The sequence below is a fragment of the Tumebacillus avium genome (assembly GCF_002162355.1).
In the GTDB taxonomy this organism is placed as follows: domain Bacteria; phylum Bacillota; class Bacilli; order Tumebacillales; family Tumebacillaceae; genus Tumebacillus_A; species Tumebacillus_A avium.
Genome location: NZ_CP021434.1, coordinates 1,635,891 through 1,661,157, shown reverse-complemented (window position 1 = coordinate 1,661,157; position 25,267 = coordinate 1,635,891). Strand labels below are relative to the sequence as shown.

Sequence of the window (25,267 nt, the reverse complement as noted above, 5' to 3'; positions counted from 1 at the left end):
ACATTGATACTTAAATCATATCACTTCTTTCGTGTTTATGACAACCCGTTCCAAGAGTGCCAAATCGGAAAGTTTGTCGATGTCGGTGCCGATCTCCGCATGCTCCGAGATCACCGCTTTGGCCTTGATCCCGGAGATCCGCTCCGCCTCCCGTTCCAGCCGCCCGATCGTCAACGTCCCGAGCAGCGCCGAGCAGAGAAAGGACAGGGCCACGCCAAGCCCAAACTCCCGCGCCAGCAAGAGCGGCCGCTTGCGATGCTGAAAAATCCGGCTCAGCCGCTCCCGCAGCGGCGGCAGCACGGCGGCCCGCACAAGGAACAGGTTGCCGCCGGTGAAGGTGCCGTCCTTGAGCTTCACGCAGGTGCGCTTGACGCCGGGAAACTTTTGTTCACAGATCTCTTTGCGCACGACCGGATAATAAAAATCAAACCCTGGCGGACAGGCCGCCAAAAAGTCGGTCACCGCCTCCGCCGTCAGAAACGGAATGTCGCAGGAAGCGATGAGCAGGTATTCGCTGCTCCCGTCACGCTGCAGCCGCTCCACCGCGTCGAGCAGGTTGGCGACCAGCGAGTCATGCGCTCCCCGTTCGATGCGGACGGTGCCTACAGCAGGCACCTGCCGAAACGCCGCCGCGACATGCTCGGCCATCGAAATGCCGCCGATGAGCAGGTCCGCTTTTTGCAAAACGGGCAGGTCAGGACTCTGACCGCCCGCCAGCACCAACACGTCCATGTTGTTCTGCCTCCTGGGTGAACCCTAGTAGAAGCGGCAGAGGTACACTTCGCGGGAGAACCCGCGCAATGCGTTGTAGATGCGGGTCGCCCGGTGCTCTTTGTCGGCGAGCGCAAACACGGTCGGACCGCTGCCCGACATCAGAGCGCCGACCGCTCCGAACTTCAGGAGCTGGCTCTTCAGCCGTTCCACTTCCGGGTACATCGAAAATGTCACTTTTTCCAGCACGTTGCCGAGGTGCGACGAGATCAGGCGCACATCGCCTGTGGTCAACGCCTCGACCATCGCGCCGGTGTTCGGGTGCTTCTCAATCTCCGCCACATCAAGCCGTCCGTACACGTCGGCCGTCGAAACGGCGATCGGCGGCTTGACCAGCACGACCCAGGTCGGCGCCACCTTGGGCAGATGCGTGATCACCTCGCCGCGCCCGCGGGCGATCGCCGTGCCGCCGTAAATGCAAAACGGCACGTCTGATCCGATCTTCGCCCCGAGCTCGGCGAGCTGGTCCAAACTTTGTCCGAGTCCCCACACCTGGTTCAGGCCGCGCAGCGTCGCTGCGGCGTCGCTGGAGCCGCCTGCAAGGCCGGCAGCGACGGGAATCCGCTTGTCGATATGAATGCGGATGCCGCTCTTGATGCCAAACGTGTCCTTGACCAGCTTCGCCGCCTGATAGACCAGGTTGCGGCTGTCCAGCGGGATGTAGGGCACCGTGCAAGACAAAACAATCTCCCCTTGCTCGACCGGCGTGAAGGTCAGATGGTCAGACAGATCCACCGTCTGCATCACCATCTCGACTTCGTGATAGCCGTCCGGACGCTTATGGAGCACATCGAGGGTCAGATTGATTTTGGCTTGCGCTTTTTCAGTCCACATGAGAGATGACCTACCTTCATAACGAATCGTGGGTTGCTTTTGGCTTAGTCTTTCCATGTGATAGGTCATTTTCCTGCCAAACACGGAGAAAAAGCGTAGAAATTACGCTTTTTCCCTGTTTTTTACACTTTTGCGTGTGTTTTGGGCAGCGCCATGTGCGAGACGCTGACCGCTTCGTGACGTTTCAGCACGTCGAGGATCGGCGAGAGCTTTTCGTAGAAGACGACGATCAGTTCTCCGTCTTCCAGCTCCTGCAAGGCCGCTTCCAGCGCGTCGCATTCATTGTGAATGACCCGGCACTCTTTGTCGGGTGTTTCCGTTTCGATCGCCCGCTTGAGCAGGCCTGCGATCTCGCCCCGCGCCCGCCCGCGCAGGTCGAGGTCTTCTTTGACGAACAGGCGGTGGAACCCGGTCGCCGCGACCCGCCCCGATTGCGAGACGATGTCGTTGTTGCGGTCGCCTGGCACGCCGACCACTCCGGTCACCCGGCGGTTCGGCAGGCGTCCGGCCATCTCGCAGATCGCCTGGAAGGAATGCGGGTTGTGCCCGTAGTCGACCAGCACGTAGCCGCGCCCGACCTGGTAGAGGTTGACGCGCCCCGGATTGTGCACGTCGCTGCGAAAGCCGGAGAGCGCCGAGGCGATTTTTTCACAAGACATCCCGTAGGCGCGGCAAGCTGCGATCGCCGCCATCGCGTTGGCGACATGAAAGTGCGCCGCTCCGAGCATCGTCACGGGGATCGCGTCGGCGCGCATCACTTGCCGTGCCGTGTCGCCTGTCGCTTCGTAAATCATCCCGTCACGGTAAAAATAGCCCGTGCCGCCTTCCGACAGATGGCGGCGCAGCACGCGGGACGTGTCGTCGAGCGTGAAGAAGATAAATGTGCGCCCTTTGCTGTGCCGCTCTTTCATCGTTTTCGGCAGCCGGTTCAAATGCGGGTCGTCGGCGTTCAAGATCACCGTGCCGCCCGGACGCACGCGCTCGGCGATCAGCGTTTTCACGGAGATCAGGTCTTCCACCGTGTCGATCCCGTCCTGCCCGAGGTGGTCGGGCTGGATGTTGGTGATGATGCCGATGTCCGCGTAGTCAAAACCCAGCCCGGCGCGCACGATCCCGCCCCGTGCCGTCTCCAGCACCGCCACATCCACGCCCGGATCGCAGAGGATGGCACGAGCCGAACGCGGGCCTGTCGTGTCGCCTTTGGCTACGCATTTTCCGTCGATGTAGATGCCGTCGGTCGAGGTCATGCCGACCGTCTTGCCAGTCGTCAGCATCGCATGCCCGATCATCCGCGTCGTCGTTGTTTTGCCGTTCGTGCCGGTGATCGAGATCACCGGAATCCGCGTTTTGGCACCAGGCGGATAGAGCATGTCGACGATCGCTTCTCCGACGTTGCGCGGCTGGCCGGAAGTCGGCGACTGGTGCATGCGGATGCCCGGCGCCGCGTTGACTTCGATCACAGCCGAACGCCGCTCGTCAAACGGCTGTGCGATATCCGGGCAGACAAAATCAATCCCGCAGACATCAAGCCCGACGATCCTTGCGGTGCGCACCGCTACATCGGCGATCGTCGGGTGCAACTGCCCGGTCACATCGGCTGCCGTGCCGCCGGTGGAGAGATTGGCACTATCCCGCAGGAGCACCATCTCGCCCGCATGCGGCACGTCGTCGATCGCGCGTCCGTCGCGCTTCAGCTGCGCTTTCACCACATCGTCGACTTTGATTTTGCTCAGCGCCTTGGCATGTCCGTCGCCGCGGCGGGGATCTTGATTGATTTTTTCGACCAGCTGCAAAATCGTGCTCTTGCCATCCCCGACCACATGCGCTGGAACGCGCTCCGAGGCGGCGACAACTTGCCCGCCGACGACAAGAATGCGGTAGTGGCGGCCGTCGATGTAATCTTCAAGAATCACGCCGTCCGAATATTCCTGCGCGATGGCGAACGCTTTTTTCACTTCCGCCTCGCTGACCAGGTTGATCGAAACGCCTTTGCCTTGGTTGCCGTCGAGCGGCTTGACGACGAGCGCGCCGCCCAAATAGCGCCACAGCTCCAGCGCCTCTTCTTCCGTATACGCTACGCCCCCGTGCGGCACGGGGATCGCCGCCATGTCGAGCAACTGCTTGGTCATCTCTTTGTCAGACGCGATGTCGACGCCCGTGCAGGACGTGTTTTCGGTGATCGTCGCCTGAATCCGCTTCAAATAACGCCCGGTGCCAAGCTGCACGAGGCTTCTGTCGTTTAAGCGATAGTACGGGATGCCGCGCTCTTCTGCCGCTTCGACGATCGCGCGGGTGCTCGGGCCAAGCGCGGTGCGGTCGACCAGCTTTTTCGCCGCTGTGAGCCGCTCTTCCAGCGGGAACGGCACGTCGTCGATCAGAGATTGCACCAGCTCATAGGCGGTGCGGAGCAGGCTTTCCATCCCTGCCTCGTTCTGGCACTCGACGATGACGTCATAGACGCCTTCGTCTGCGTACAGGGTCTGTCCGCGATTGACGCCAATGCCGATTTGCTGCGATAGTTCGATGGCCGTGTGTTCGATCACATGGCCGATATATGTACCTCCGTGCAGACGCTCTACGAAGCCGCCCGGTTCGCCTTTGGCGCAATGATGCTGGTGCAGGCCGGGCAAGAGGTTCAGCAGGCGGTCGACAAAACCGGGAAACTCATACGATTCCTTCCCGGCGTTCTCTTCCAGATGTAAGCGCATCACCATGACGGGACGATGCAAATAGAGATTCGGTCCAGGGATGAACCGAATATCCTCGATTTTCATTCGTTGTCCACTCCTCGTGTTGGTTCGGACGTGTTGGCTTTGTCCTGTTGTAGTAGCGGTGCGCGGTCGCGCAAATGAAAGCGGTGACCTTTTGGCAAAATGTGCACCGTGACGCCGCAAAGCGCCAGGTCATCGCCGGTTCGCACCTGTTCCAAGTTCGTATACGAGAGCCTTCCCGCGTCGATCACGCTGACAGCGCCTTCCCCGATCACTTCAAACTCCTGGCCGTCGACCACGATCGCCGTGTTTTCGTCGATGCCAAGGCCTAAGTGGTGCGGATACTGCGCCACAGCGGAGAACAACCGGCCGTACCGTCCACGCTGGGCGAAATGCTGATCAATCACCACGCCGGGCACAAATTCCATGCCGGGCGCCATTTCCACGATCCCGATCTTCGGATTGGTTTCGCCGACGCCCGACACGATCATCGTGTTCGACATCATCGACGCGCCGGCGCTTGTGCCGGCCAGCACCATTCCTTCTTCATACCGCTTATGCAAAGCAGCGTCCATCCGCGTACCGCCAAGCAGTTTCGTCACACGCACCTGATCACCACCGGTAAAAAAGACACAAGTGGCGTCTTCCACCGCTTTGATCGCCGAATTTGCATTGGCAGCCTCGCGGGTGGACACGTCAAACATTCGCACATCGGCGACGCCGATCTTGTCAAAGATCTCGATGTAGTCGGCGCCGACTTCGATCGGCAATTCGGTGGCGACCGTCATCACGACGATGCGCGCATGCTTCCCGCCTGCGAGCCGCACGACTTCGCGGAGGATTTCCATATCGCCTTTTTTATCCTCTGCGCCGCCGATGATGACCAACTTGCCGGGTCGTTTGCTCACGAAGTTTTGCCTCCTTACGTCCCTGTTTGCTGGTACTTGGAAATACTGCTTCAGGATGACAGTCTGCCCAGAGAAGCGGAACGCTTATTCATCCCGTCACGAAAAGTACATGGCAAGACCAGGGCAAAAAAGGCCCTGGTCCCGGAACGCCATCGTCATCCTAAGGCTAGTGATTGTTGCGCTGCGCCATCGCTTCTTCTGCCAGTTGCAGCGCGCGCTTGACCATGTTCCCTGCATCTTTGGCTTTGATGCCGCCCCATCCTTCTTTTTGAACCGTGTCGTAAAAACCAAGCTCTTTGGCCAGCTCGTACTTCAGCGATTCACTCATCACGCCGCGTCTGCGTCCCATGTTCCAATCCCCTCCCTTGGCTGTGTTGACGTTCCCTGGTAGCTTGCCCAAAAAGAAAAAAGCCTTTCACCGAATGTGAAAGGCTTGGGCGGGGAAGAATCTCCCCATCATTTTATGCTTCTAAGATCCCTTGCGAATAGGTCAGGCGTACATGACCATCATCGTTGCAGACCATCAGTTCAACCGTTTCGGTCAGGATGTCCGCGTAGCTGTACGAGACTCGCTTAAAGGAGTTCTCCTGATCTAACTTGATAACAAATACAGAAGGGTATGTCTCTTCGAGAACGCCGGTACGTTCGATGGTTTTGCGGCGTCCGCCATTGGCGCGCAGCAAAATCTTCTCACCAACATGACGGTCAAGGCTGCGCTTAATCTCGTTTAGTGCGTTTTTCGCTGACAACACACACCACCTCTTTCCAAGTAACAGTGTAGCATGTTTGCCGAACTTTGTCAAAGAAAGTTAATAATTATATCAGCGAGCCAAAAAAACTGTCAATGGGCTTTACGTAGGAATTCTAATCATTTATTTCCAATGAGTTATCAGAAAGTTCGTTCTTCTCCTTTATGCTCTAAGTTTCGCCTCATTTCATTTTAATACGGAGAGCGGGGCAGTCCGATGCGGTATTTTCCCCGTGATTCCACGCCTCCGAGCCCGTCGGTGCCTGTGATTGTCGATTTTACGACGTCGAAAATATTGATCGTTTGGTTGATCGGCGTGTAGGCGATTTTTTCGGCGATGAACACCGGATCGAGGGCGTGGATCAAAATACGGTGCGGCGAGGAGGCAAAATTTGCACCGGCGTCAAGCAGCGATTCGTAGTGCGACTGGCAAGCCCCGGCGAAGATGATCAGGTCGTCGAAGGAGCGTTCGTATTTGCGGGCGGCTTTGACCGCTTTGATGAAATTTTCCGTGTTGCGGTAGTTGAAGACATTCGACAAATCCTGACCTTTGCGCAGCAGGCCGTCATGGCCGGTCAGGACCAGGATGTCCGGGTGGTATTGTTCGAGAAAGTGCGGCAGAACTTCCGACATGCGCGCTTCCGGCACGTGATGACCGATCGCCGGGATGCGGAGTTCCTCGTAGAACATCAGGCATTTTTCCAGGTAGGAACCGTCTCCGTCCAGGTGTAGAACCCGTCCCGGCTTCTCAAAAAAATCATGGTTGTCGCGAAACTTTATGTCAGAGCGCATCAACCGCTTTTCTTCCTCGATCACGCGGCGGGAGCGGATCAGGCGCAGCACGTCATCCTCTTCGCGGGTGTAGCCGGCGATGTAGTCCTGCAGCTCTTTGTCGCTGAGCTTCTCCAGGTCGCTGCAGGGAGCATCCGCAAGCAGGCGCACTTCGATGCCTTTGAGCACGGCCGACTGGCCGTTTTTGTCCAGCTCAACGATGTGAAAGCAGATGTCTTTTCCATAGGACTTCCGCGCGACGAGGTCGCCAACTTTCCACATGGCAGCTCCTCCTTTCGCAGTATTTTATGAAGAGCCCCATGGTTTGGTCACTTGCCGGGGGTTTTTCTGCATATCATGACGGAAACGGGGAGGTGAGTGCTTGTGTATGCCGTGATACCGGCCCGCAATGTGAGCAAACGCATCGGGGTGGCGATTCAAAATGTCCGCTTCGCCGGGGCGGAGCAGATCATCGTTGTCGTCAACGGCAGTGAGGACAGCACGCTGCAGGAGGTGCGCGCGCTGCGGGATGACAGGATGACGGTGATCTCGTTTCGCGAGCCGCTCGGCTTTGACGTTCCGCGTGCGGTGGGAGCGGCGTATGCCTACCGCCAAGGGGCGGAGCACGTGCTGTTTTATGACGGCGACCTGATCGGACACCACCGCCATGAGCTGAAGAAGCTCTTGGAGGATACAGTGCGGTTTGGACTCGATCTGAGCCTGACCGACACCTATGGCACCGCACACCGCCTGGACGTGGCCAGAAACCCGCTCCTGCGCCTGAGAAGCTCGCTCAACCGCAAACTGGGCCTCGAGCCCCGCATCGGCCTCAGCAGCCCCTCACACGGCCCTCACGTCGTCTCCCGCCGCCTCCTGCGCGACATCCCGGCCCACTACCTCGCCATCCCGCCCTTGGTGCTCGCCTACGCCAAGCAGGAGCGCCTGAAGGTGGACACACTCGCCCACATCCCCCACTCCCGGCTCGGTTCCGCGCATAAAGGCCCGGCCCACTACGACCTGATCCGCGAAACGATCATCGGGGATCTGTTAGAGGCGCATTGTTTGCTGGAAGGACGTGAAAGGACTCGGGAGTTCCGTGGGCAGATGTTTGACGGGTATCACTCGGAGCGGCGGTTTGATTTGTTGGATAAGTTTTTGATAGGGCTTGCCAAATAGAATCCGGACATGCAAAAAGAGACCCTCACTGCGAGGGTCTCTTTTTCTCCGATTTATCCGAGCAAATCTTCAAAACGCTTCACGATGTTCGTCAACAGCACACCCAATTCACCCTTCGCCCGATACCCGCCGAACAGCGCGTAGCCCCAGGCGGTGCCTTGGCCCATGCCGGGCATGGTGCGGAAGAGCTCGGCGGCGTCGAGGTGGTGCTTCTCGGCGAGCTCTTGGCGGATGTACATGCGGATCTCCACCTCTTCGCCTTTCGCAAACCCAACCACCGACACGTCTGCGCCCAAGTCAAACAAGGCACGCGCCGCGAAGGTCGGGATGTTGGAGTCGATCTCCGTCACGAGGACATGGTAGCCGCCAAAGGTGTATTTTTCCGCGTCTAATGCCGCCTGGCAGATCGCGCCGCGGTCTTTGCGCTCGTCGACGATGTACAGGCGCTGCACATCTTCGTAAGTCAGCCCGCACAGCTCCAGGATCTCGCCAAACGCGCGGAATGCTTCCGGGTCGCCTTTGTGGAAGTTGATCGTGTCGGTCATGATCCCCGCCGCCAGCGCCATGCCGATCGCGCGGTCGAACGGCGCGTTCAGCTCTTTGAGCAGGCGGAACACGAGCTGGCACGTCGAAGAGACCGGGTCATACAGCCCGCCCTGCGCATTGTCCTGCAGCGTGTTGATCGGGTGGTGGTCGATGAACCAGTAACGCTCCGGCAGCGACTTCCCCAGCTGCACCGGCGCCGCCGCATCGACGACCACGACATTCTCATATGTGCCCGGGTCCGGGCCGATGAGGATGTTGATCTGCAACTCCTCAAGCAATTTGTGCGTATGCGTCGCCACCGCTTGCGGCACGCCGATCTCGGCGCCGATGAAGCGCGACAAGGCATAGGCCGCCCCGACGGCGTCGCTGTCGGCCTGGTCATGGCAGAGCACGAGATTCTGCCTGCCTTTCATATTGGCGATCGTCTCCGAAAACTTCATGAAACAGTTGCACCATCCTATATACGAAACCCATCCGGGCTCCCTTGTTCAAATCTCTCGTAAACCGTCGTCAATCACGCTCGTCTACAGATTGCAACATTATTATATAGGATATGAGTCTGCGAAGGAAACGGTTCATGGCTTATCATATCCAACTCCCGCCACAATTTACACATTTTCACGCACAGACGCAAGTTTTCGCGGTGCGGGCGAGGAGGTGGTGATCAAAACGCCCGATACGGTCAGCACCACGCCGATCGCATGCGCCCATGTCACATGCTCTCCGTAGAGCAGCACAGCGATCGTCGTCGCGCAGATCGGCACCAGGTTGACGTACGCGCTCGTTTTTGACGCTCCGATGCGCTGGATGCCGATGTTCCAGATCACAAAGGCGATAACCGACGCAAACACCGCCATATACACCAGTTCTGCCACCGACTGCAGAGACAGCCCGGTCACCTGCCCCCAGCCGCCTTCAAACAGCGATCCGATGAACAGCCCAACCGTGCCGACCAGCATCGTCACCGTGGTCACAAACAGCGAGGACATGCCTTTCATGACCACTTTGCCCGCCGCCGAGTAGATCGACCAGCTCGCCACCGCCCCGAGCAGCAAAATGTCGCCTGTGTTAAACGACATGGTGCGGACCGTCTCCCACGACCCGCCGGTGATGACGACCAACAGACCGATCAGGGACAGGCTCATCCCGAGACCAAGCCGTTTGCTCCATGCCTCGCCAAGAAAAATCACCGCCGCCAGCGTCGTCGACACCGGGTTCATCGCCACGACCAGCGAACCGTTGGCAGCCGAGGTGAACTGCAAGCCGAGAAAGAAGAACGCGTTATAGCCCAAGATCCCGGTCGCCGACAAGAGCAGGAGCCCTTTCCAGCGTTCCTTGAGCATCGCAAAATCCCAGCCCTTTTTATACGTCAGCCAAACCGCCAATATCAGCCCGGCCAGCCCAAAGCGCAGCGTCGCCGTCAAAAATGGCGGAATCTCCGTCAGCACATGCTTCCCCGATCCAAACGCCCCGCCCCAAAACAGCGGCACCAGCAGCAACAGAAAATAAATGCTGCGCGAGCTGCCTTTTTCTTGCTCTCCCATGTTTCTCGACTCCTATCCAGTTGCCTGATTGTTTCGTATTCCGTAATAGTTGTGAATGTATTATATCATGGTGTGTATACCTTTTGGATTCCCGAACGTGTTCTACATAGAAAAGGCGGCCGGAAAGGAGGAAGAGTTTGGACGATGACAATCTCGATCAGCTGCTCAAAGACAAGAGCAAGATGATCTTCCGCTATCTGATGAAGCTGGGACTGAGCCGGGCGGACGCCGAGGATATCGTGCAGGAAACGCTGGTCAAATTCCTGCAGGTGCTCGACACCATCGCCGTCGACAAGTTCACGCCGTGGCTGTTTCGCGTGGCCTACAACACCCACATCGACCACCTGCGCAAGAAAAAGCGGCGCAGTGAACTGCCTCTGGAGTCGGTGACGCTGATCTCGCAAAAGACGCTCGACGATACCGTGCTGACCCGCGAACTGCAAGATGAGATCCACAGTGTCCTAGACGGCATGCACCCGGCCTACAGCCATATGCTCCTGCTCAAATATGAATACGGCCTGTCCTACCGCGAGATCGCCGCAGTGCTTGGCCTCAAGGAGGACAATGTCAAAGTCTCAATGTTCCGGGCGAGAAATCGCTTCCGAGAAGCTTACGGGAGGTTGAACCATGAACGAACATGAAGAGTTTTCTTTCGATCTCGACGACAAAACCATGTCCGGCCTGCTGAAAAAAGCCAAGCGGAAAAACACGCTGCGGACGGCGCTGATTTCGGCGAGCGTCACTTTGGTCATGGTGGTTGGCGGCTTCTTTGGCTATATCCGGATCGACTCCTACAATCGCGACCGCACCTTTTTTGATCTGGAAACGATCACGAAGATCACCCAGCCCAACGTGGAGCACATGCTGCAAACTCCCGCTCCGTTCGCTGCCGGGCTTTTACATAACGGGCTCTCCATCCAGACGTACAAAGTCATCGAAGGCATCCCGGTGCGCTGGGAAACGCAGATGTATGAGTATTCGTTGTGGGGTTCGTTCCAGCAGCTCAATCGGGGACTGTCGATCACGCTGGAAGAAGGCACGTCGGAGATCAACGCCAACTACAACCCGCAGACGTTCCAGCGCGAACTGGAGTTTTTCCTGCCGTTCCTGACCTACAAGGAGTATCAAAACGACCTGCCCCTGCTCGCCAAAATGGATGGCCAGGCTGCTGAGCTGTCATTGTCCTTCGACAAGCCGTACACCGTGGCCGAGATTGAAGCCATGCTGCCTGCAGGCGTACACCCGCAGTGGTACTGGGTTGATGCCTACTACAACAAAGCAACCCTCCTCCCGCACGAGATCGAAGTCGACGTCAAACGCCCGGACGGCACCGTCTTCAAAGTCCCGCAGACGGTTCGCACCGATTCCCCCGAACATGCCCGTTCCGTCTACGGTTTCGACGCCCGTTCCGGCGAAACGGAAGCGAATTTTCTTCAAGCCTTAGACCTCGGCCTTTCGATCAACCACATGCACCACGATGAATTCGAGCGCATCTACAACTACCTCCGCGGCGACAAAACAAAACCGACCACTGCCGACGTGAAAATCCTCGGCGTTGTTGTCACCGGCACCGCTCAAGACCTGCAAAAGCTCGAAGGCGCCCCCTACCTGAAAGCATCCGTGCTTGGCGTCACGGTGGATCTTCCGTAATCAAAAAGGCGACCCCAACGGGTCGCCTTCATCACTTGTCTTTTACCCCCACTAGCACTTTCCCAAACGGCGTCTTCGCCAGCAGCATCGTCGCCAAGATCGACACCGCCGCACAGAGCACTGCAGCGATCACGGTGCGCACGGTCACATTTTGCCCGGCGAGCAGTCCGTCGGTGACGAAGTAGGTCTGGCGCAGCACATAGGCATGCATCAGGTACGCGCCAAACGAATAACGCCCGATCACCGCCGCCAGTCTGCTTGTGCCAAGGCGCATCGCCAGCAGATAAAACGCCAGAATCGATACGATCAAAAACACCGCCATCCACGGGCGCAACAGGAACAGGTAGTCAAAATTCACCCGAAACGCCGGCTCGTACTGATAGCTGCCCATCACCCGATAGGCAAAATACCCAAACATCCCGGCAAAAACGGCGACGATCACCGCCCAATACTTCAGCAAAAACGCCCGCCACTGCGTCAGCGCCAGCCCGGCGACTGCACCCAGCGCGAAGTAATAGACAAAATACAACGCATTGCGATCGGCAAATTTCGTAAACAGCGGGGTCAGCACCGGCAGATCCCAGCGGTCAAAAAGCAAATTCAGCGGCCAGACCAGCGTCATCACATACACATACAGCCCCGCCGTCACGACCAGCAGGCCATACACCTGCCAAGGTGCCGTCAACCGCCGTTTCAGCCCGGTGAACGCACCGCGCAAGAGCGGGAAGAGCAGATAGAACTGAAAAACCATCACCACATACCACAAGTGATACGACGCCTTGCCCGTCACCGCCAGCCGCACAAACTCCCAGAGCGCCGACCAGTCCGGATGGCTCCACACGTGGTACATCAGAAAATAAAAGCCCGTCCACACCAAATAAGGCACGATGATATCCCGGAACCGCTTCCATACAAAATCTCCGTACGCGATCTTTCCGTCATAGTTATAAAACAGCACCAGTCCTGTGATAAACACAAACAACGGCACCGCAAATTTCACCGCCAAAAGCAAAAGCCCGATCACCGCACCGTCCCCCGGCGTCATCCCCGGATCGTAGGTGTAATGCGCGATCGCATGCTGCACCACCACCGCAACAAAGGCGAGCGCACGCAGCATTTCGATTTCTTCGATCTTCGCTTTCCTCATCGTTCCCTCCTCGTTCCCAATCCTCTATTTGCACATTCTACCCCAAAGCAGCAAAAAAAGGCGACCTTTGCAGGCCGCCTTTTTCCATATTTTTAAACTGCCGGTTACAGCTTGCCGTTCTCGTCGAGAACTGCGAAGTTGTAGTTCACAGAACGGGTGAACTTCTCGCCTTTCGCGTTTACCCCTTCCACGTCAAAGGAAACGTTGTACACGCCTGCTTCGGTCGGTGCGGTGAAGGAAGACGCCAGGGAACCGTCGCCGTTTACAGTCAGTGCCACGTCTTGCGCGGAAGTTTTGCCCGATTTGGTCAGCTTGGCTTTCTTTACTTTCTTGTCCGCTTTGCCGCCTTGCAGGTTGATTGCGAGGTCGACTTTCTCGCCTTTTTTGAACACTTTCTTCGCCGCTTTCACGTCCGCTTTTGTGCCGCCGTCAACAGTTGCCAGCATGAAGTACGCGTCGGAGTCGCCTTCTGCCACCAGGGACCAGGTGCCCGCTTCGCCGGTGATCGCAAACGTGTTGTGCACCGCATCGGCAAACAGCACCGCTTCATCCTGCTGCGCCTGTCCGGTGGTCGGGAGATACTCTTTGCCGGACGGAGAAACCAGCTTTACTTTGGTCGCCGACTTGGAAGTCATCACGTCAACCGATGCTTGCACGCCGCTCTCCATGGTGAAGGTGTCGACCGCCTGGCCGTTCACCGCGCCGCCGCGCATGATGTTCGAAGTCGTCTCGTCCACCGATTTTTTCGCCATGTAGGACGTGGTGGTCGCCGCCAGCGTGCTGCCCGATACGCCGTAGTAGTTGTAGGTGGTCAGCTTCGGACGCACTTGCCACCAGGTCTTCGATGCCCAGCGCATCTTGGTGTGCGACAGGCGCTCCGACCCGTTGTCGGTGAAGCCGTAGTAGCCGTTCGGCAAGCCAAACGCCGAGTAGATCGCCACCGCGCCGTCATCTTCACCCGGCAGGACCGCGCGGGAGTAGTACGTCGCGGAGAAGAACCCGTCATCACCCGTACCGCCCGACATGTAGGTGCGGGTGTAGTTGTTTTCCGCGCGGCCGTCTGTCACCGAGCGGAAGTAGTCCATATAGGAAGTCTGCAGCGAATAGACCGCGTCATCCTGCTGTCCCATCAGCGCGCCCAGCCACCAGGTCCAGGAGCTGTACGCCATGTCGGCCAATTCCGAACCTTGGTTTGGCGTGGACAGCTGATGCACGACGTTGACATACGGGTACGCGCCGTAGTGCACGAGCGCGGTCTGCGTGTCGATCCCGCCTTTGGAGTGGACGACGAGGTTGAGCTTGGAAACGCCGTAGTAGTTTTTCACTTTATTGATCAAGCCGGACAGCAGGTAGCCGTTGTCCCACATATCCTGGCCGGTGCCGTCCGCATCGTACAGCTGCACAAACGCCGTGCGGTAGCCTGCGTTGTATGCTGCGTCATAGAAACCGTCCGATGTATACCACGTCGTGTAGTCCGAATGCAGACCTTGCACGAAGAGGATGACCGGCTTGTTGTAATCCACGTTTGGCGGAGTTGCCCCTACATACCAGTCGCCCGCTTTTGCTGCGCCATCGTTTTTCAAAATCGGTGCCGGTGCTGCTGCGAATGCAGCTTGCGGTGCGACAAGCGTTGCGAGTACTGCTGCCGCCGTGACAATTTTTGTAATCTTGTTTGCCATAAATTAACACACCCCTGACCCTGTAAAATTATTATTTATAACATACTCCCACTTTATCATATGCAGGTGATAAGTAAATATAGAATCTTATAAATTATTGTAAAACATTTTATACTACCGAGTCAGTTTAAGCACAAAAAAAGCCCCCGCTCAAGTGGCATGAGCGAAGGCTTTGCTTCATATGGATAGGATACGTGAGACAAGAACCGACAAAAAGCTGTTAAATCCGCGTGTATCGGTCGGCAACTTTCGAAGCGACAAACGAGTCGGGCTTGATGCGCGCTTCGTACCCGCTGCCTTCCACCCAGCCCACCAGTTCCTTGATCAAAGGCTCGGTCGCACCATTTTGTCCAACATCCAGGTGCACTTCGAGATTTTGCACGAGCTGTTGATCATGGAGCAGTTCCCGCAGTTCGCCGCACAGCATCAAGGACAGAGATGCTTCGGTGAACATGCGCTGTCTCATGTTTCTCACCATCGGCCTGCTGCGCCGGTGGAAATAGTACCGGGCTCCTTTGCCGACCCGATGCACGATCAGAGCGGTTACAAACGTGGTTTTTAACCGCGATTCTTTATTTTGCGAATCGGAACCGATGATGATCTTATAGTCTTCCTGAGGCTCTTCTGCAATGTAATCCAGCAAATCTTGGGCGACCAGCGCCAACGTGAGTTTTCCTTTGGTCGGATTTACAAAGTCCATGAGGTCTCACCGCCTTATGGTGTTAGTTTATTCGGCGGTGAGTGGAATCATGTAGACGGGCGCCCATCTGGTCTTAAGAAATTACTAACGCATCTGCCAATTTTGCGTATTCCTCCAGCGACAGCGTCTCCCCGCGGCGCGACGGCTCGATGCCGGTACGCTCCAACGCGGCCAAGATGGTGTCTTTTTCGCGTTTCGGCTGCAAATTGTTCTGCAGGTTGTTGAGCAGCGTTTTGCGACGCTGGGCGAAGGACGCTTTCACGAGGTGGAAGAACAGCTTTTCGTCCTGGACAGAGACGGCCGGCGCTTTGCGCACTTTCAGCTTGATGACGGTCGACTCGACGTTGGGCGCTGGCATAAACGACGACTCCGGCACGCGGGTGACCAGCTCCGGCTCGGTGTAGTACTGCACGGCGATGGAGAGCGTGCCGTAGTCTTTGCCGCCCGGTTTGGCCGCCATGCGCTCGGCGACTTCGCGCTGCACCATGACCACGATGTGGCGCAGGGGCAGGCGTTCTTCGAGCAGCTTCATGACGATCGGCGTCGTGACGTAATAGGGCAGGTTGGCGACGACGGAGACTTCCATGCCGGAGAACCATTGCTGGAACAGGGCATGCAGGTCGGCCTCCAGCACATCGGCGTGGTGGACGTGGACGTTGTTGTAGTCGGACAAGGTCTCTTCCAGGACGGCGAGCAGACGGTTGTCCTTTTCCACGGCGACAACTTGGCGGGCGTTTTCGCAGAGCTCCTGAGTCAGCGTGCCGATGCCGGGGCCGATTTCCAACGCTCCGTTTTGGTCGTCGAGTTCGGCGGCGGTGACGATTTTGTCGAGGATGTTGCCGTCGATGAGAAAGTTCTGGCCAAGCGATTTTTTAAAAGAAAAGCCGTGCCGGGTCACCACATCGCGGGTGACAGACGGCAGGACGAGGCGTTTTGTCATGTTGTGCGTTCTCCTCCTTGAAGTTGAAACGAAGGTTCGATTTCCTGGTAGACCTGCTCAAATTCCTCGCGCGACACGCCAAGCATGTTGAGCTTTTTCCATAACGTCTTGGCATTGCCGTAGCCGATGCCAAGCTTGTCTCCGATGTATTGTCTCCGCTCGGCAGCCCGCGGATGTGCGGTCAGGCCGTATTCGGTCATCTCCTGCCACGAAAATTCCGGCTCGCTGCCTGTCCAGTCGGTGCGCACCGCATCGAGCGCACGGCGGATCGAGTCCGGCTTGGCGTTTTCGATGCCGATGTCGCCGTCTTTGGCGGTCGCTTCCTCACGCGGCAAAAAGGCGTGCTTGCAGCCTGGCACCCGGCGCGAAACGATGCGGCGGATGCGCTCTCCCGCGTAGTCCGGGTCGGTGAAGATGATCACGCCGCGCTCTCTGGCCGCACGCTCGACCGTGCGCAGAAAGATTTCGTTCACCGCCGAGCCGCCCGAGATCAGGCAGTCGGCGGTGACGGCCGTGTCGATCGCCTGTTTGTCGTGGTAGCCTTCGACGACGATCACTTCCTTGATTCTCATCATTTTCCATCCCTTCGGTGTTTGAAAAAAGCGAGTCCCGTCTTGGAACTCGCAGGTTAGTTATTGCTGAAGCTCAGTTTGCGTCTGCGGAAGCCGATGTTGAGCACGATGCCCATCAGAATGAAGTTGACGAGGATCGAGGAGCCGCCGTAGGAAATAAACGGAAGCGTGACCCCGGTCATCGGCATCAGCTGCAAAGACATCCCGATGTTCTCGAAGATCTGAAAGGTGAACATCCCGGCGACCATCGCGCAGATGTACATCCCGGTGCGGTCTTTCGCCGCGAACCCGTTCATCACGATGCGGTAGAGCATCAGGAAGAACAGGAAGATCAACGCGACGGCGCCGACAAAACCCAGCTCTTCGCCAATCGCGGTAAAGATAAAGTCGGTGTGCTGCGCAGGCACCCAGTTCCCTTGCGTCTGCGAGCCTTGGTAGAGCCCTTTGCCAAACATCATCCCCGAGCCGATGGCGACTTTCGCCTGATAGACCTGATAGCCTTCTCCGGCGAGGTCTTCTTCCGGGTGGATGAAGGAGAAGAAACGTCCGTATTGGTGTTCCTTGAGCACGCCTTTGTCGACCAGCACATCGAGGCCTTTCAGGAACTGATCCGGGTAAGCCATCGTCGCCGTGAAGAACAGCGCCACCACGATGGAGACCGTGACAAACATCGACCAGAACCACTTTTTCGGCAAATGCACAAACATCGCCGTGCCGATGACCGCCATCAGCATCATCGTCTGGCCGAGGTCCGGTTCCACGACGATCAGGCCGATGCCCAAAATGGTCGCTGCCGCGAGGATGATGTATCCGCGCAACGGATCTGGCAAATTGCCGTGTTCGTCCTCCTGTTCATTGGCTAGGTACTTGGCCATCATCAGGATAAAGACGATCTTGAAAAACTCGGACGGCTGCAAGTTAAAGCCGCCGGGCAGCGGAATCCATCCGTACGCGCCGGTCTCTACGGCGACGGCGGGAAACAAGAAGACGACGCCAAGCAGCACGATGACCGCCCAATAGCCGTATTCAACGTACCGAATCAAAAAGCGGTAATCGGTGCGGATCAACGCGATCATCGCGATTAACCCCGCCACCATAAACACGCCCTGCTTGATCACAAACGATTGACTCCCGCCGTCAAACGACCGCGTTGCACTGGAGATCGCAAGCAGTCCAGCACAGCAGATCGCAATGATCACAAAGATCAAAAATATATCCAGGTCCTTCAACCAGCGCAATCTATTATTGCTCATCGGGCTTACCTCTCCCATTTGTAGTCTTGACAAGTCAGTACCCGTCCCATTATAGCAAACGTACACCGAAAAAAGGAGAGGGCGCACCCACTTCCGTAGAATTCCCTTGTCAGAAAAAGGATATGCAATAAAAAAAGCCACAGAATGCTGTGGCCGTTATTTGATGACTAATTTTTTGTTATCGATCCCGCCGATTGAAAATGAAACGCTTCCTTCTCCGTCCAGAGGCCGCTTCACCCCAAGTTCAACGATGATGCCGATCTCTTTCAATTTCTCAACCCATTCATGAGTCGTTGTATCGATGGCCTTTTTCTCGTTCATGGAGTATCGCCTCCTTCATTACGACTATTATACTCAATCCCGATGCCATTTTGCATCAGCATCTCCAGAAAAGTATCGCCCAAATTCTTGATCTGCTCATACTGATCTTCTTCATACGCGATTTCCGGGCTTAGTGTGAGCAAAAACACATAGGGTTTGCCTTTGATCGTTATATTCTTCGTCAGATAGACACGGCCCTTTTTTTCACCCTCTTTTTCATAACGGAACAGATAAAAATGGCGCTTAAACAATACCGTGTGCAGAATCCCTTTTAAGATTCCTGCACGCTTGAGATCCTCAAGTTCCGCCTCCTGCTCCTCTTTCAGGAAAGAAACGGTTCTGACTAACTCCTCCGGTTTAAACGAGGCTTGTACACCCAGTTGAAGCAGTGAATAGATGATCGCATCTTCTTCGGTATATTGTTCCGGCTTCATCACCGCTAAACGAGCGTGGTCCCTGCGAATCATGGCATACAGTTTGTCTCGGTCCTCCTGCAGCAACCCGGCTGCAACTTGCTCGTAATCCTTATACAAATCGTTTTTGATCCGATACGTCATACCAAGCATCGCGTTCAGGTCTTCCGTCTCAATCACATGTCCGTTGACATGCCGCACCGAAACGGTGGTGCCTTTTCTCATTCGCTTGATTGAATACTCGTAGAGCTGCGTAGCAATTACATACGGGTGGCTGACCGTAAAGCGCTCCATCGTCTCCTGGATCGCTTCTTGAGTTTTGAACCTGTGCAATTCCTTATAATTTTGAATCACGATGCGGGTTTCGTCTTTGAGATGCTCTTTTAGATCGTTGACCTCATCCTGATGCCGTCGGGCTCGCTCATCGAATATCGAGAATACCACCACGCCGGCTAACAGCAAATAAATCAGAGGGACGGGGTACTTCAATACATCGGCAAAGTAAGAGTTATACAGATCACCTGTCCCATTTTCAAACCAGATATTGATCAGGAAAATGACAGCCCAAGACAGAAAGAGCCATGTCACAAGTCTCGATCTCACCATCTCGCCCCCTTTCCTACTATTTTTACCCTCAAGTCACGGTTGCGTCAATTTTATTTTACAAATGAAAAAGAGCCCGATTGGGCTCTTTTCTGTTTGCTTTATGTGAGGCGGAACAGCTCGCACGCGTTTTTCGTGGTTTGCGCGGCCAGTTCTTCGAGGGAAATCTCGCGCAGGGCGGCGATTTTCTCGGCGACGTGGCGCACGTAGGCCGGTTGGTTGCGCTTGCCGCGGTGCGGCTCCGGGGTCAGGTAGGGCGCATCGGTCTCGACGAGCAAGCGCTCGAACGGGACTTGGGCTGCCACTTCCTGCGGGCGCTTGCCGTTTTTGTAGGTGACCGGGCCGCCGAAGGAGATGTAGAAGTTCAGCTTCAGGCACTCCTGCGCCATCTCCCAGGAACCGGAGAAGCAATGCATGATCCCGCCGATCTTCGCGGCGTCTTCCTCTTTGAGCAGCTTGAGGATGTCGCCGTGCGCTTCCCGGTCGTGGATGACGATCGGCAGGTGAAGCTCTTTGGCGATTGCGATCTGCTTGCGGAACATCTGCTGCTGCAGCTCCGGCGTCGTCGTGTCCCAGTAGTAGTCGAGGCCGATCTCGCCAATCGCGACCACTTGGTCGAGTTTCGCCCACTCATAGAGCTTCTGGTAGTGGTCGTCGTTCAGGTCGTTCAAGTCGCACGGATGGTAGCCGACGGCGCAGTAGATGCCTTCGTGCTGCCCGGCGATCTCCAGCGACCGGAGGTTCGACTCGTAGTCATAGCCGGGGATCACGATGCGCTGCACCCCGTTGGCGCGGGCATCGGCGATCAGTTGCGCAACTTCGTCGCCGTTTTCTTCGCGGAACTTCGGCGAGTTGAGGTGAGAGTGCGTGTCGAACAGGTTGATCTCGCTCATCTTACTTCACCTTTGCGCCGGACGGCATCGGGCCGGCTACGGTCGCCAGCACGAGGTCGTCGCCGGAGGATGCGGCGAGGATCATGCCGTGCGATTCAACACCGCGCAGTTTGACCGGCTTGAGGTTGGCGACGAGGATGACCTTTTGCCCGACCAGTTGTTCCGGCTGGTAGTATTTCGCGATGCCCGATACGACTTGGCGGCGCTCTTTGCCGACTTGCAGGATCAGCTTGAGCAGTTTATCCGCTTTCGGCACCGGCTCGCACTCCACCACTTCTGCCACGCGCAGGTCAACTTTTGTAAAGTCATCAATGCCGATCAGCGCGATGCCTTCAGTTGCGCCTGCCGCTTCCGGCTTCGCTTCTGCTTTGGCAGCCTCTGGTTTGGCTACCGGATTTGCCGCTTCTGTTTGTACGTTCTCTTCCACAGGAGTCCCTCCCAACATCTCATCAATCGCCTTCGTCTCTGCCGCGACATCCAGACGCGGGAACAGCGCATTGCCCTTCTCGACCTTCCCGCCGACGGGCAGGTTGCCAAACGCCGACAAGCTCGCCCACGTCGTCGCTTCGCCTTCGGTCAGGCCCAGCTGCGCCCAGATCTGCGCCGGAGCCTGGGTCAGGAACGGCTGGATCAGGATCGAAGAGATCCGCAGCGACTCCGCCAGATTGTACAGCACCGTATCCAAACGCCCTTTTTGCGCCTCATCTTTCGCCAGCACCCACGGCGCCGTCTCGTCGATGTACTTGTTCGTGCGCGAGATCAGATCCCACACCGCACCCAGCGCCACCGAGAACTGCATGCGCTCCATCGCCTCTTCAAAACGCTGCACCGCATCGGCCGCCAAAGCATGCAAGGTCCCATCCAGCTCCGTAGCTTCACCCGGCTGGGGAACAACGCCTTCGTTATACTTCTCGATCATCGCCACCGTGCGCGACAACAGGTTGCCCAAGTCATTGACCAGATCGGAGTTGATCCGCGTCACAAACGACTCCGGCGTAAACACCCCGTCCTGCCCAAACGGCACTTCACGGAGCAGGAAATAGCGGAACGCATCCAGCCCGTAACGGTCGATCAACGGCACCGGGTCAACCACGTTGCCTTTCGACTTCGACATCTTGTCGCCTTTCGACATAAAGAAGCCGTGCCCAAACACCTTGTTCGGCAGGGGCAGATCGAGGGCCATCAGGAAGATCGGCCAATAGATCGTATGGAAGCGCACAATGTCCTTCCCGATCACATGCACATCGGCCGGCCAGAACGTCTCCCACTTCTTTTGCAGCTCCGGATCTTCCGACAGATACCCAATCGCCGTGATGTAGTTGGTGAGCGCATCCAGCCAAACATATATCACATGCTCCGGATCGTTCGGCACCTTGATGCCCCACTCAAACGTCGTGCGCGACACACAGAGGTCTTCCAGACCCGGCTTGAGGAAGTTGTTCAGCATCTCATTCTTGCGCGACTCCGGCTCGATGAACTCCGGATGCTGCTCGTAATACGCAATCAAACGATCCGCATACTTCTTCATCCGGAAGAAATAGGACTTCTCCGCCAAGGGTGCCACTGCACGCTTGCAGTCCGGGCAGGCATTCCCCGCCTCTTCGACCTGGCGCTCCGTCCAGAACGACTCGCACGGCGTGCAGTACAGCCCCTCATATTCGGCGAGGTAGATGTCATCCTGCTCCAGCAGGCGCTCAAAGATCTTCTGCACCACCACTTTGTGGCGGTCTTCGGTCGTGCGGATAAAATCATCATAGGAAATGTCGAGCTTCTTCCACAAATCCTGAATCCCCGCCACGATCTTGTCGACAAAAGCGATCGGCGTCACGCCCGCTTCCAGCGCACGCTTTTCGATCTTTTGCCCATGCTCATCCGTGCCGGTCAAAAACATCACGTCGTAACCTTTCAACCGCTTATAACGTGCCATCGCGTCACAAGTGACAGTCGTATACGCATGCCCGATGTGCAGTTTGTCGCTCGGGTAGTAAATCGGCGTGGTGATATAAAACGCATTGCTATTTCCCATGGCTGCCAGCCTCCTTTGAAATATGAACCTGCGAAATGTGAACATAAAAAAAGCTTCCGCCCCCATGCAGGGACGAAAGCTTGAGCTTCCGTGGTACCACCTTGCTTCGCCGCCTCATCCAACAAGCGGCCTCGATCGCTGTAACGGGCGCACCCGTCGAAGCCTTAACCCTTTTCGAAAAAAAGGTCTCGACAACGAAAGCTCCGGAACCATCTTCCCTGCGCGTCTCCGTGTCGGTTTCCACCTGCCCGACTCTCTGGTACGGCCCGTTTGCAAGTACTCATTCCTTCATCGCATGAACTCATATGCATTACAATAAGATATCTTTACCACAACCTATCACGTTATACAGAAATGTGTCAAGAAACGGGTCTTTTTTTCACCATTTTCGAAAGTCGTATAGCTGCGTTGAAAATTTTCCGCTGCAATTAATCTATTTTTTCTCCAAACCTATTGACTGTTATGGGAGTAATTGGTACGCTAGGGATGTCGAAAGTTTGTCGAAGATTGTAGAATTAACGAACCAACAAATAAAACTATGAAAATTGGGGGAGATTTGCAAATGAAATCTACAGGTATTGTACGTAAAGTTGACGAACTGGGCCGTGTGGTTATTCCGATCGAACTGCGCCGCACCTTGGGAATTGGGGAAAAAGACGCTCTGGAAATCTACGTGGACGGCGAGCGTATCGTTCTCAAGAAGTATGAACCGGCATGCGTATTCTGCGGATCGGCTGACGACATCATCCACTTCCGCGGCAAAAACATCTGCTCTGTCTGCATCGGCGAAATGAGCCGTTAATATAACTTACAAGCATTGAACTGCTTGTGATGCTATCTATTCGACAGCATGCAAAAAAGCCCTTCCTGCCAAGTGGAGAAAGGGCTTTTTTGTGTGCTTTTTTCGATTTATTCATTTACATCCTGTATCACAGTATTGTACACTTCGCGTTTTTGCAGCCCGCGCTCTTTGGCGACGATCTTCACAGCTTCCTTTTTCGACACGCCGGTTTCGACAACTCGTTCGACATGTTCCGACAAATTAAGCCCTTCCCACCACGGTGATTCGACAAAGGGATTTTCCAATTGGCCCCCTGTTTCACGGTTTCCTTCCACCATCACCACAAACTCGCCGCGCGGGTTTTCTTTCGAAAACCACTCCAAACACTCGCTCAATTTTCCACGTGAGAACTGTTCAAAGCGTTTGGTCAACTCCCGCCCGATCACCATGTGGCGGTCGCCGAGCACGTCGAGCAAGGCTTTGACCGTCTCTTCTACCCGATGTGGCGCTTCGTAAAATACCAGCGTATCCGGGTAGTGTTTGTAAAATTCCAGCTCGGCGAGGCGTTTTTTCTTCTCGCGCGGCAAAAAGCCAACAAACGTAAAGCGGTCGGTCGGCAGTCCCGACGCGATCAAAGCGGACACGCCGGCCACAGCGCCCGGAATCGGCACGACGGCAAACCCTTCTTCCACCGCCGCGCGCACGATGTCCGCACCGGGATCGGAAATGCCCGGCGTGCCGGCGTCGCTGACCAGCGCCACGCTGTCCCCTTCGCGAAGCAGCGTGAGGATCGCTTCTTCTTTGCTGTTTTTGTTGTGCTCATGGTAGGAGATCATCCGCGGTCCGGTGATTTCAAAATGGGTGAGCAGCTTGCGCGACTGGCGCGTGTCTTCGGCGGCGATCACTGCGACTTTTCGTAACGTCTCGATCGCGCGGTAGGTCATGTCCTCCAGGTTGCCAATCGGTGTGGCGACCAGATACAAAGTGCCGCCGGGGCGGCCTTCGTCTTGAAAGGAATAGCGATGGTTCATCATGTGCCCAACTCTCCTCGTCCGGCGTAAAGTTCTAATATGGCAGGGGTGTACGATCCGTCTTCGTTATGTACGATCAAGGGCGGGTCGATGCGCAGCTCCGGGCGTCCGCCTTTGATCGCTTCGACCAGCACGATATTCGGACGCTTGTCCGGGCGCGGATGAACGAGCAGCATCCGCTTCGGCTCCAGCTTGCGGGCGCGCATCGCCGTAAAAATGTCGGCCAGCCGGTCCGGGCGGTGGACAAATGCGACTTTGCCTTCATAGCGGACCAGCCCGGCCGCCGCGTCCATCGCCTGGTCCAGCGTGCAGGTGATCTCGTGTTTGGCGATTTTCACATGCTCGTTCAAGCTCTGATCGCCGACCCCGGCCGGCCGGTACGGCGGATTGCAAACGACGAGGTCAAACGATTCGCTGCCAAACGTCTGCAGAGCCTCCCGCGTGTCGCCGTGCACGATGTTGATGACCCCTTCCAGCCCGTTGCCTTGCACATTGCGCCGCGCCATATCGGCGAGCCGTTCCTGAATCTCGAGCCCGACGATCTCCGCCCGGTTCTCTGCGCTGCGGGCGGCCAGCAGCAGCGGAATCACGCCGTTGCCCGTGCCGAGGTCGATCACCCGGTCCTTGTTGCGCAGCGTGGCATAGCGGGCTAAGAGCACCGCATCTAAAGAAAAGGAAAACACCTCTTTGCTCTGAATGATCCGCAGATCCCGCACCTGCAGATCATCAAGGCGTTCCCCTTCGCGAAGTTCAAACGTCATCAGCACCAAACTCCTCTCACAAGAGGCAAAATTTATGAAAGAAGTATAGCATACATTGGGGGGCTAGATAAAAATGGAAAGGAATGCCATACTGGAGGAGAGGAGGTGTTTCCCATGTTAAGTGGTCTGATTCTCTTTCTGTGCTGGGGATCTTTCGCGCTCAGCTTCTTCTTCGTAGCATTTGCACTCATCAAAAACCGCAAGTATTTCTGGTGGGCTGCACTCAGTTCCTATGTGTTCAGCTTTTTCGCCTCGTGGTCGATCGGACTGTTCACGCTGGTCTTCACGTTTATCTTCCTGATCTTCGCAGCCGGATTTACATTCGGCTGGTACAAAAAAGCGTGGCACAGCGTCGCATCCGTCCCACTCGGTATCCTGCTGTGGTATCCGGCCTTCAAGTACATCGACGATGCCTATCTGTTTTTCCCGCTTCATTTCATTCTCTAACCAAAACAAACCCCGAGCTATTGACAATAAGCTCGGGGTTT

At 56.4% G+C, this 25,267-nt stretch carries 26 protein-coding genes; 5 read left to right on the top strand and 21 right to left on the bottom strand.

Going from position 1 to position 25,267, the window contains the following annotated elements:
• Positions 1-15: 15 nt before the first annotated feature.
• The 7 genes from CBW65_RS07690 to yabG all read right to left on the bottom strand — a co-directional run bounded on the left by CBW65_RS07690 (position 16) and on the right by yabG (position 7,025).
• Positions 16-732, bottom strand: coding sequence for an NTP transferase domain-containing protein (locus CBW65_RS07690; protein WP_087456363.1), 717 nt, complete (start codon positions 730-732; stop codon positions 16-18).
• A 24-nt stretch (positions 733-756) separates the two neighbouring features.
• Positions 757-1,605, bottom strand: a complete 849-nt coding sequence (ispE, locus tag CBW65_RS07685; RefSeq protein ID WP_087456362.1) for a 4-(cytidine 5'-diphospho)-2-C-methyl-D-erythritol kinase — start codon at positions 1,603-1,605, stop codon at positions 757-759.
• Positions 1,606-1,727: 122 nt separating this feature from the next.
• Positions 1,728-4,379 (bottom strand): cyanophycin synthetase, encoded by a 2,652-nt coding sequence (cphA, locus tag CBW65_RS07680; protein WP_087456361.1) that lies wholly within the window; start codon positions 4,377-4,379, stop codon positions 1,728-1,730.
• Positions 4,376-5,224: a cyanophycinase gene (locus tag CBW65_RS07675; protein ID WP_087456360.1), complete on the bottom strand. Its 849-nt coding sequence runs from the start codon at positions 5,222-5,224 to the stop codon at positions 4,376-4,378. Before CBW65_RS07675 ends, cphA begins: the two co-directional genes overlap by 4 nt.
• A 166-nt stretch (positions 5,225-5,390) precedes the next feature.
• The gene (locus CBW65_RS07670) at positions 5,391-5,573 is read right to left on the bottom strand and encodes a small, acid-soluble spore protein, alpha/beta type (RefSeq protein ID WP_087456359.1); all 183 of its coding nucleotides are present in this window, start codon (positions 5,571-5,573) and stop codon (positions 5,391-5,393) included.
• 112 nt (positions 5,574-5,685) lie between these two features.
• The gene (gene veg / locus CBW65_RS07665) at positions 5,686-5,973 is read right to left on the bottom strand and encodes a biofilm formation stimulator Veg (RefSeq protein WP_087456358.1); all 288 of its coding nucleotides are present in this window, start codon (positions 5,971-5,973) and stop codon (positions 5,686-5,688) included.
• Positions 5,974-6,164: 191 nt separating this feature from the next.
• Positions 6,165-7,025 carry a sporulation peptidase YabG gene (yabG, locus tag CBW65_RS07660; RefSeq protein WP_087456357.1) on the bottom strand — a complete coding sequence of 287 codons (861 nt, stop codon included), beginning with the start codon at positions 7,023-7,025 and terminating at the stop codon, positions 6,165-6,167.
• Positions 7,026-7,127: 102 nt separating this feature from the next.
• Between yabG and CBW65_RS07655 the strand changes: the two genes are divergently transcribed.
• Positions 7,128-7,919, top strand: coding sequence for a glycosyltransferase family 2 protein (locus CBW65_RS07655; protein ID WP_157721833.1), 792 nt, complete (start codon positions 7,128-7,130; stop codon positions 7,917-7,919).
• A 53-nt stretch (positions 7,920-7,972) separates the two neighbouring features.
• Here CBW65_RS07655 and CBW65_RS07650 read toward each other — a convergent pair whose 3' ends face one another.
• Positions 7,973-8,905 (bottom strand): DHH family phosphoesterase, encoded by a 933-nt coding sequence (locus tag CBW65_RS07650; protein ID WP_087456355.1) that lies wholly within the window; start codon positions 8,903-8,905, stop codon positions 7,973-7,975.
• A gap of 168 nt (positions 8,906-9,073) precedes the next feature.
• Positions 9,074-10,009 (bottom strand): DMT family transporter, encoded by a 936-nt coding sequence (locus CBW65_RS07645; RefSeq protein ID WP_087456354.1) that lies wholly within the window; start codon positions 10,007-10,009, stop codon positions 9,074-9,076.
• Positions 10,010-10,146: 137 nt separating this feature from the next.
• On the opposite strand from CBW65_RS07645, the gene CBW65_RS07640 reads away from it, so the two are divergent.
• Positions 10,147-10,650 carry an RNA polymerase sigma factor gene (locus CBW65_RS07640; RefSeq protein ID WP_087456353.1) on the top strand — a complete coding sequence of 168 codons (504 nt, stop codon included), beginning with the start codon at positions 10,147-10,149 and terminating at the stop codon, positions 10,648-10,650.
• Positions 10,637-11,659: an anti sigma factor C-terminal domain-containing protein gene (locus CBW65_RS07635; RefSeq protein WP_087456352.1), complete on the top strand. Its 1,023-nt coding sequence runs from the start codon at positions 10,637-10,639 to the stop codon at positions 11,657-11,659. The genes CBW65_RS07640 and CBW65_RS07635 overlap by 14 nt, the downstream gene beginning before the upstream one ends.
• A gap of 31 nt (positions 11,660-11,690) precedes the next feature.
• On the opposite strand, the gene CBW65_RS07630 is transcribed toward CBW65_RS07635, so the two are convergent.
• From CBW65_RS07630 to metG, 10 genes are all read right to left on the bottom strand, one after another.
• Complete coding sequence (locus tag CBW65_RS07630) at positions 11,691-12,806, bottom strand: acyltransferase (RefSeq protein WP_087456351.1); 1,116 nt, start codon at positions 12,804-12,806, stop codon at positions 11,691-11,693.
• A 104-nt stretch (positions 12,807-12,910) separates the two neighbouring features.
• Positions 12,911-14,485, bottom strand: a complete 1,575-nt coding sequence (locus CBW65_RS07625) for an esterase/lipase family protein (RefSeq protein ID WP_087456350.1) — start codon at positions 14,483-14,485, stop codon at positions 12,911-12,913.
• A 220-nt stretch (positions 14,486-14,705) separates the two neighbouring features.
• Positions 14,706-15,185, bottom strand: coding sequence for a ribonuclease H-like YkuK family protein (locus tag CBW65_RS07620; RefSeq protein WP_087456349.1), 480 nt, complete (start codon positions 15,183-15,185; stop codon positions 14,706-14,708).
• A 73-nt stretch (positions 15,186-15,258) separates the two neighbouring features.
• Positions 15,259-16,125, bottom strand: a complete 867-nt coding sequence (rsmA, locus tag CBW65_RS07615) for a 16S rRNA (adenine(1518)-N(6)/adenine(1519)-N(6))-dimethyltransferase RsmA (protein ID WP_087456348.1) — start codon at positions 16,123-16,125, stop codon at positions 15,259-15,261.
• Entirely contained in the window at positions 16,122-16,700 is a 579-nt protein-coding gene (gene rnmV / locus CBW65_RS07610; protein ID WP_408646536.1) for a ribonuclease M5, read from the bottom strand. Before rnmV ends, rsmA begins: the two co-directional genes overlap by 4 nt.
• 53 nt (positions 16,701-16,753) lie before the next feature.
• Complete coding sequence (locus CBW65_RS07605) at positions 16,754-17,950, bottom strand: FtsW/RodA/SpoVE family cell cycle protein (protein WP_157721832.1); 1,197 nt, start codon at positions 17,948-17,950, stop codon at positions 16,754-16,756.
• Positions 17,951-18,106: 156 nt separating this feature from the next.
• Positions 18,107-18,271, bottom strand: coding sequence for a hypothetical protein (locus tag CBW65_RS24145; RefSeq protein ID WP_157721831.1), 165 nt, complete (start codon positions 18,269-18,271; stop codon positions 18,107-18,109).
• Positions 18,268-19,287 (bottom strand): hypothetical protein, encoded by a 1,020-nt coding sequence (locus CBW65_RS07600; protein WP_157721830.1) that lies wholly within the window; start codon positions 19,285-19,287, stop codon positions 18,268-18,270. The genes CBW65_RS24145 and CBW65_RS07600 overlap by 4 nt, the downstream gene beginning before the upstream one ends.
• 101 nt (positions 19,288-19,388) lie before the next feature.
• Entirely contained in the window at positions 19,389-20,180 is a 792-nt protein-coding gene (locus CBW65_RS07595; RefSeq protein WP_087456345.1) for a TatD family hydrolase, read from the bottom strand.
• A gap of 1 nt (position 20,181) precedes the next feature.
• Complete coding sequence (gene metG / locus CBW65_RS07590; RefSeq protein ID WP_087459157.1) at positions 20,182-22,251, bottom strand: methionine--tRNA ligase; 2,070 nt, start codon at positions 22,249-22,251, stop codon at positions 20,182-20,184.
• Between the two features lie 517 nt (positions 22,252-22,768).
• On the opposite strand from metG, the gene CBW65_RS07585 reads away from it, so the two are divergent.
• Positions 22,769-23,008: an AbrB/MazE/SpoVT family DNA-binding domain-containing protein gene (locus CBW65_RS07585; RefSeq protein WP_038088386.1), complete on the top strand. Its 240-nt coding sequence runs from the start codon at positions 22,769-22,771 to the stop codon at positions 23,006-23,008.
• 107 nt (positions 23,009-23,115) lie between these two features.
• Here the strand turns inward: CBW65_RS07585 and rsmI are convergent, their stop codons facing one another.
• Positions 23,116-24,018 (bottom strand): 16S rRNA (cytidine(1402)-2'-O)-methyltransferase, encoded by a 903-nt coding sequence (gene rsmI / locus CBW65_RS07580; protein WP_087459156.1) that lies wholly within the window; start codon positions 24,016-24,018, stop codon positions 23,116-23,118.
• The gene (locus tag CBW65_RS07575) at positions 24,018-24,779 is read right to left on the bottom strand and encodes a tRNA1(Val) (adenine(37)-N6)-methyltransferase (protein WP_087456344.1); all 762 of its coding nucleotides are present in this window, start codon (positions 24,777-24,779) and stop codon (positions 24,018-24,020) included. The genes rsmI and CBW65_RS07575 overlap by 1 nt, the downstream gene beginning before the upstream one ends.
• 114 nt (positions 24,780-24,893) lie before the next feature.
• On the opposite strand from CBW65_RS07575, the gene CBW65_RS07570 reads away from it, so the two are divergent.
• Entirely contained in the window at positions 24,894-25,226 is a 333-nt protein-coding gene (locus CBW65_RS07570) for a hypothetical protein (RefSeq protein ID WP_087456343.1), read from the top strand.
• The last annotated feature ends 41 nt before the right edge of the window (positions 25,227-25,267 follow it).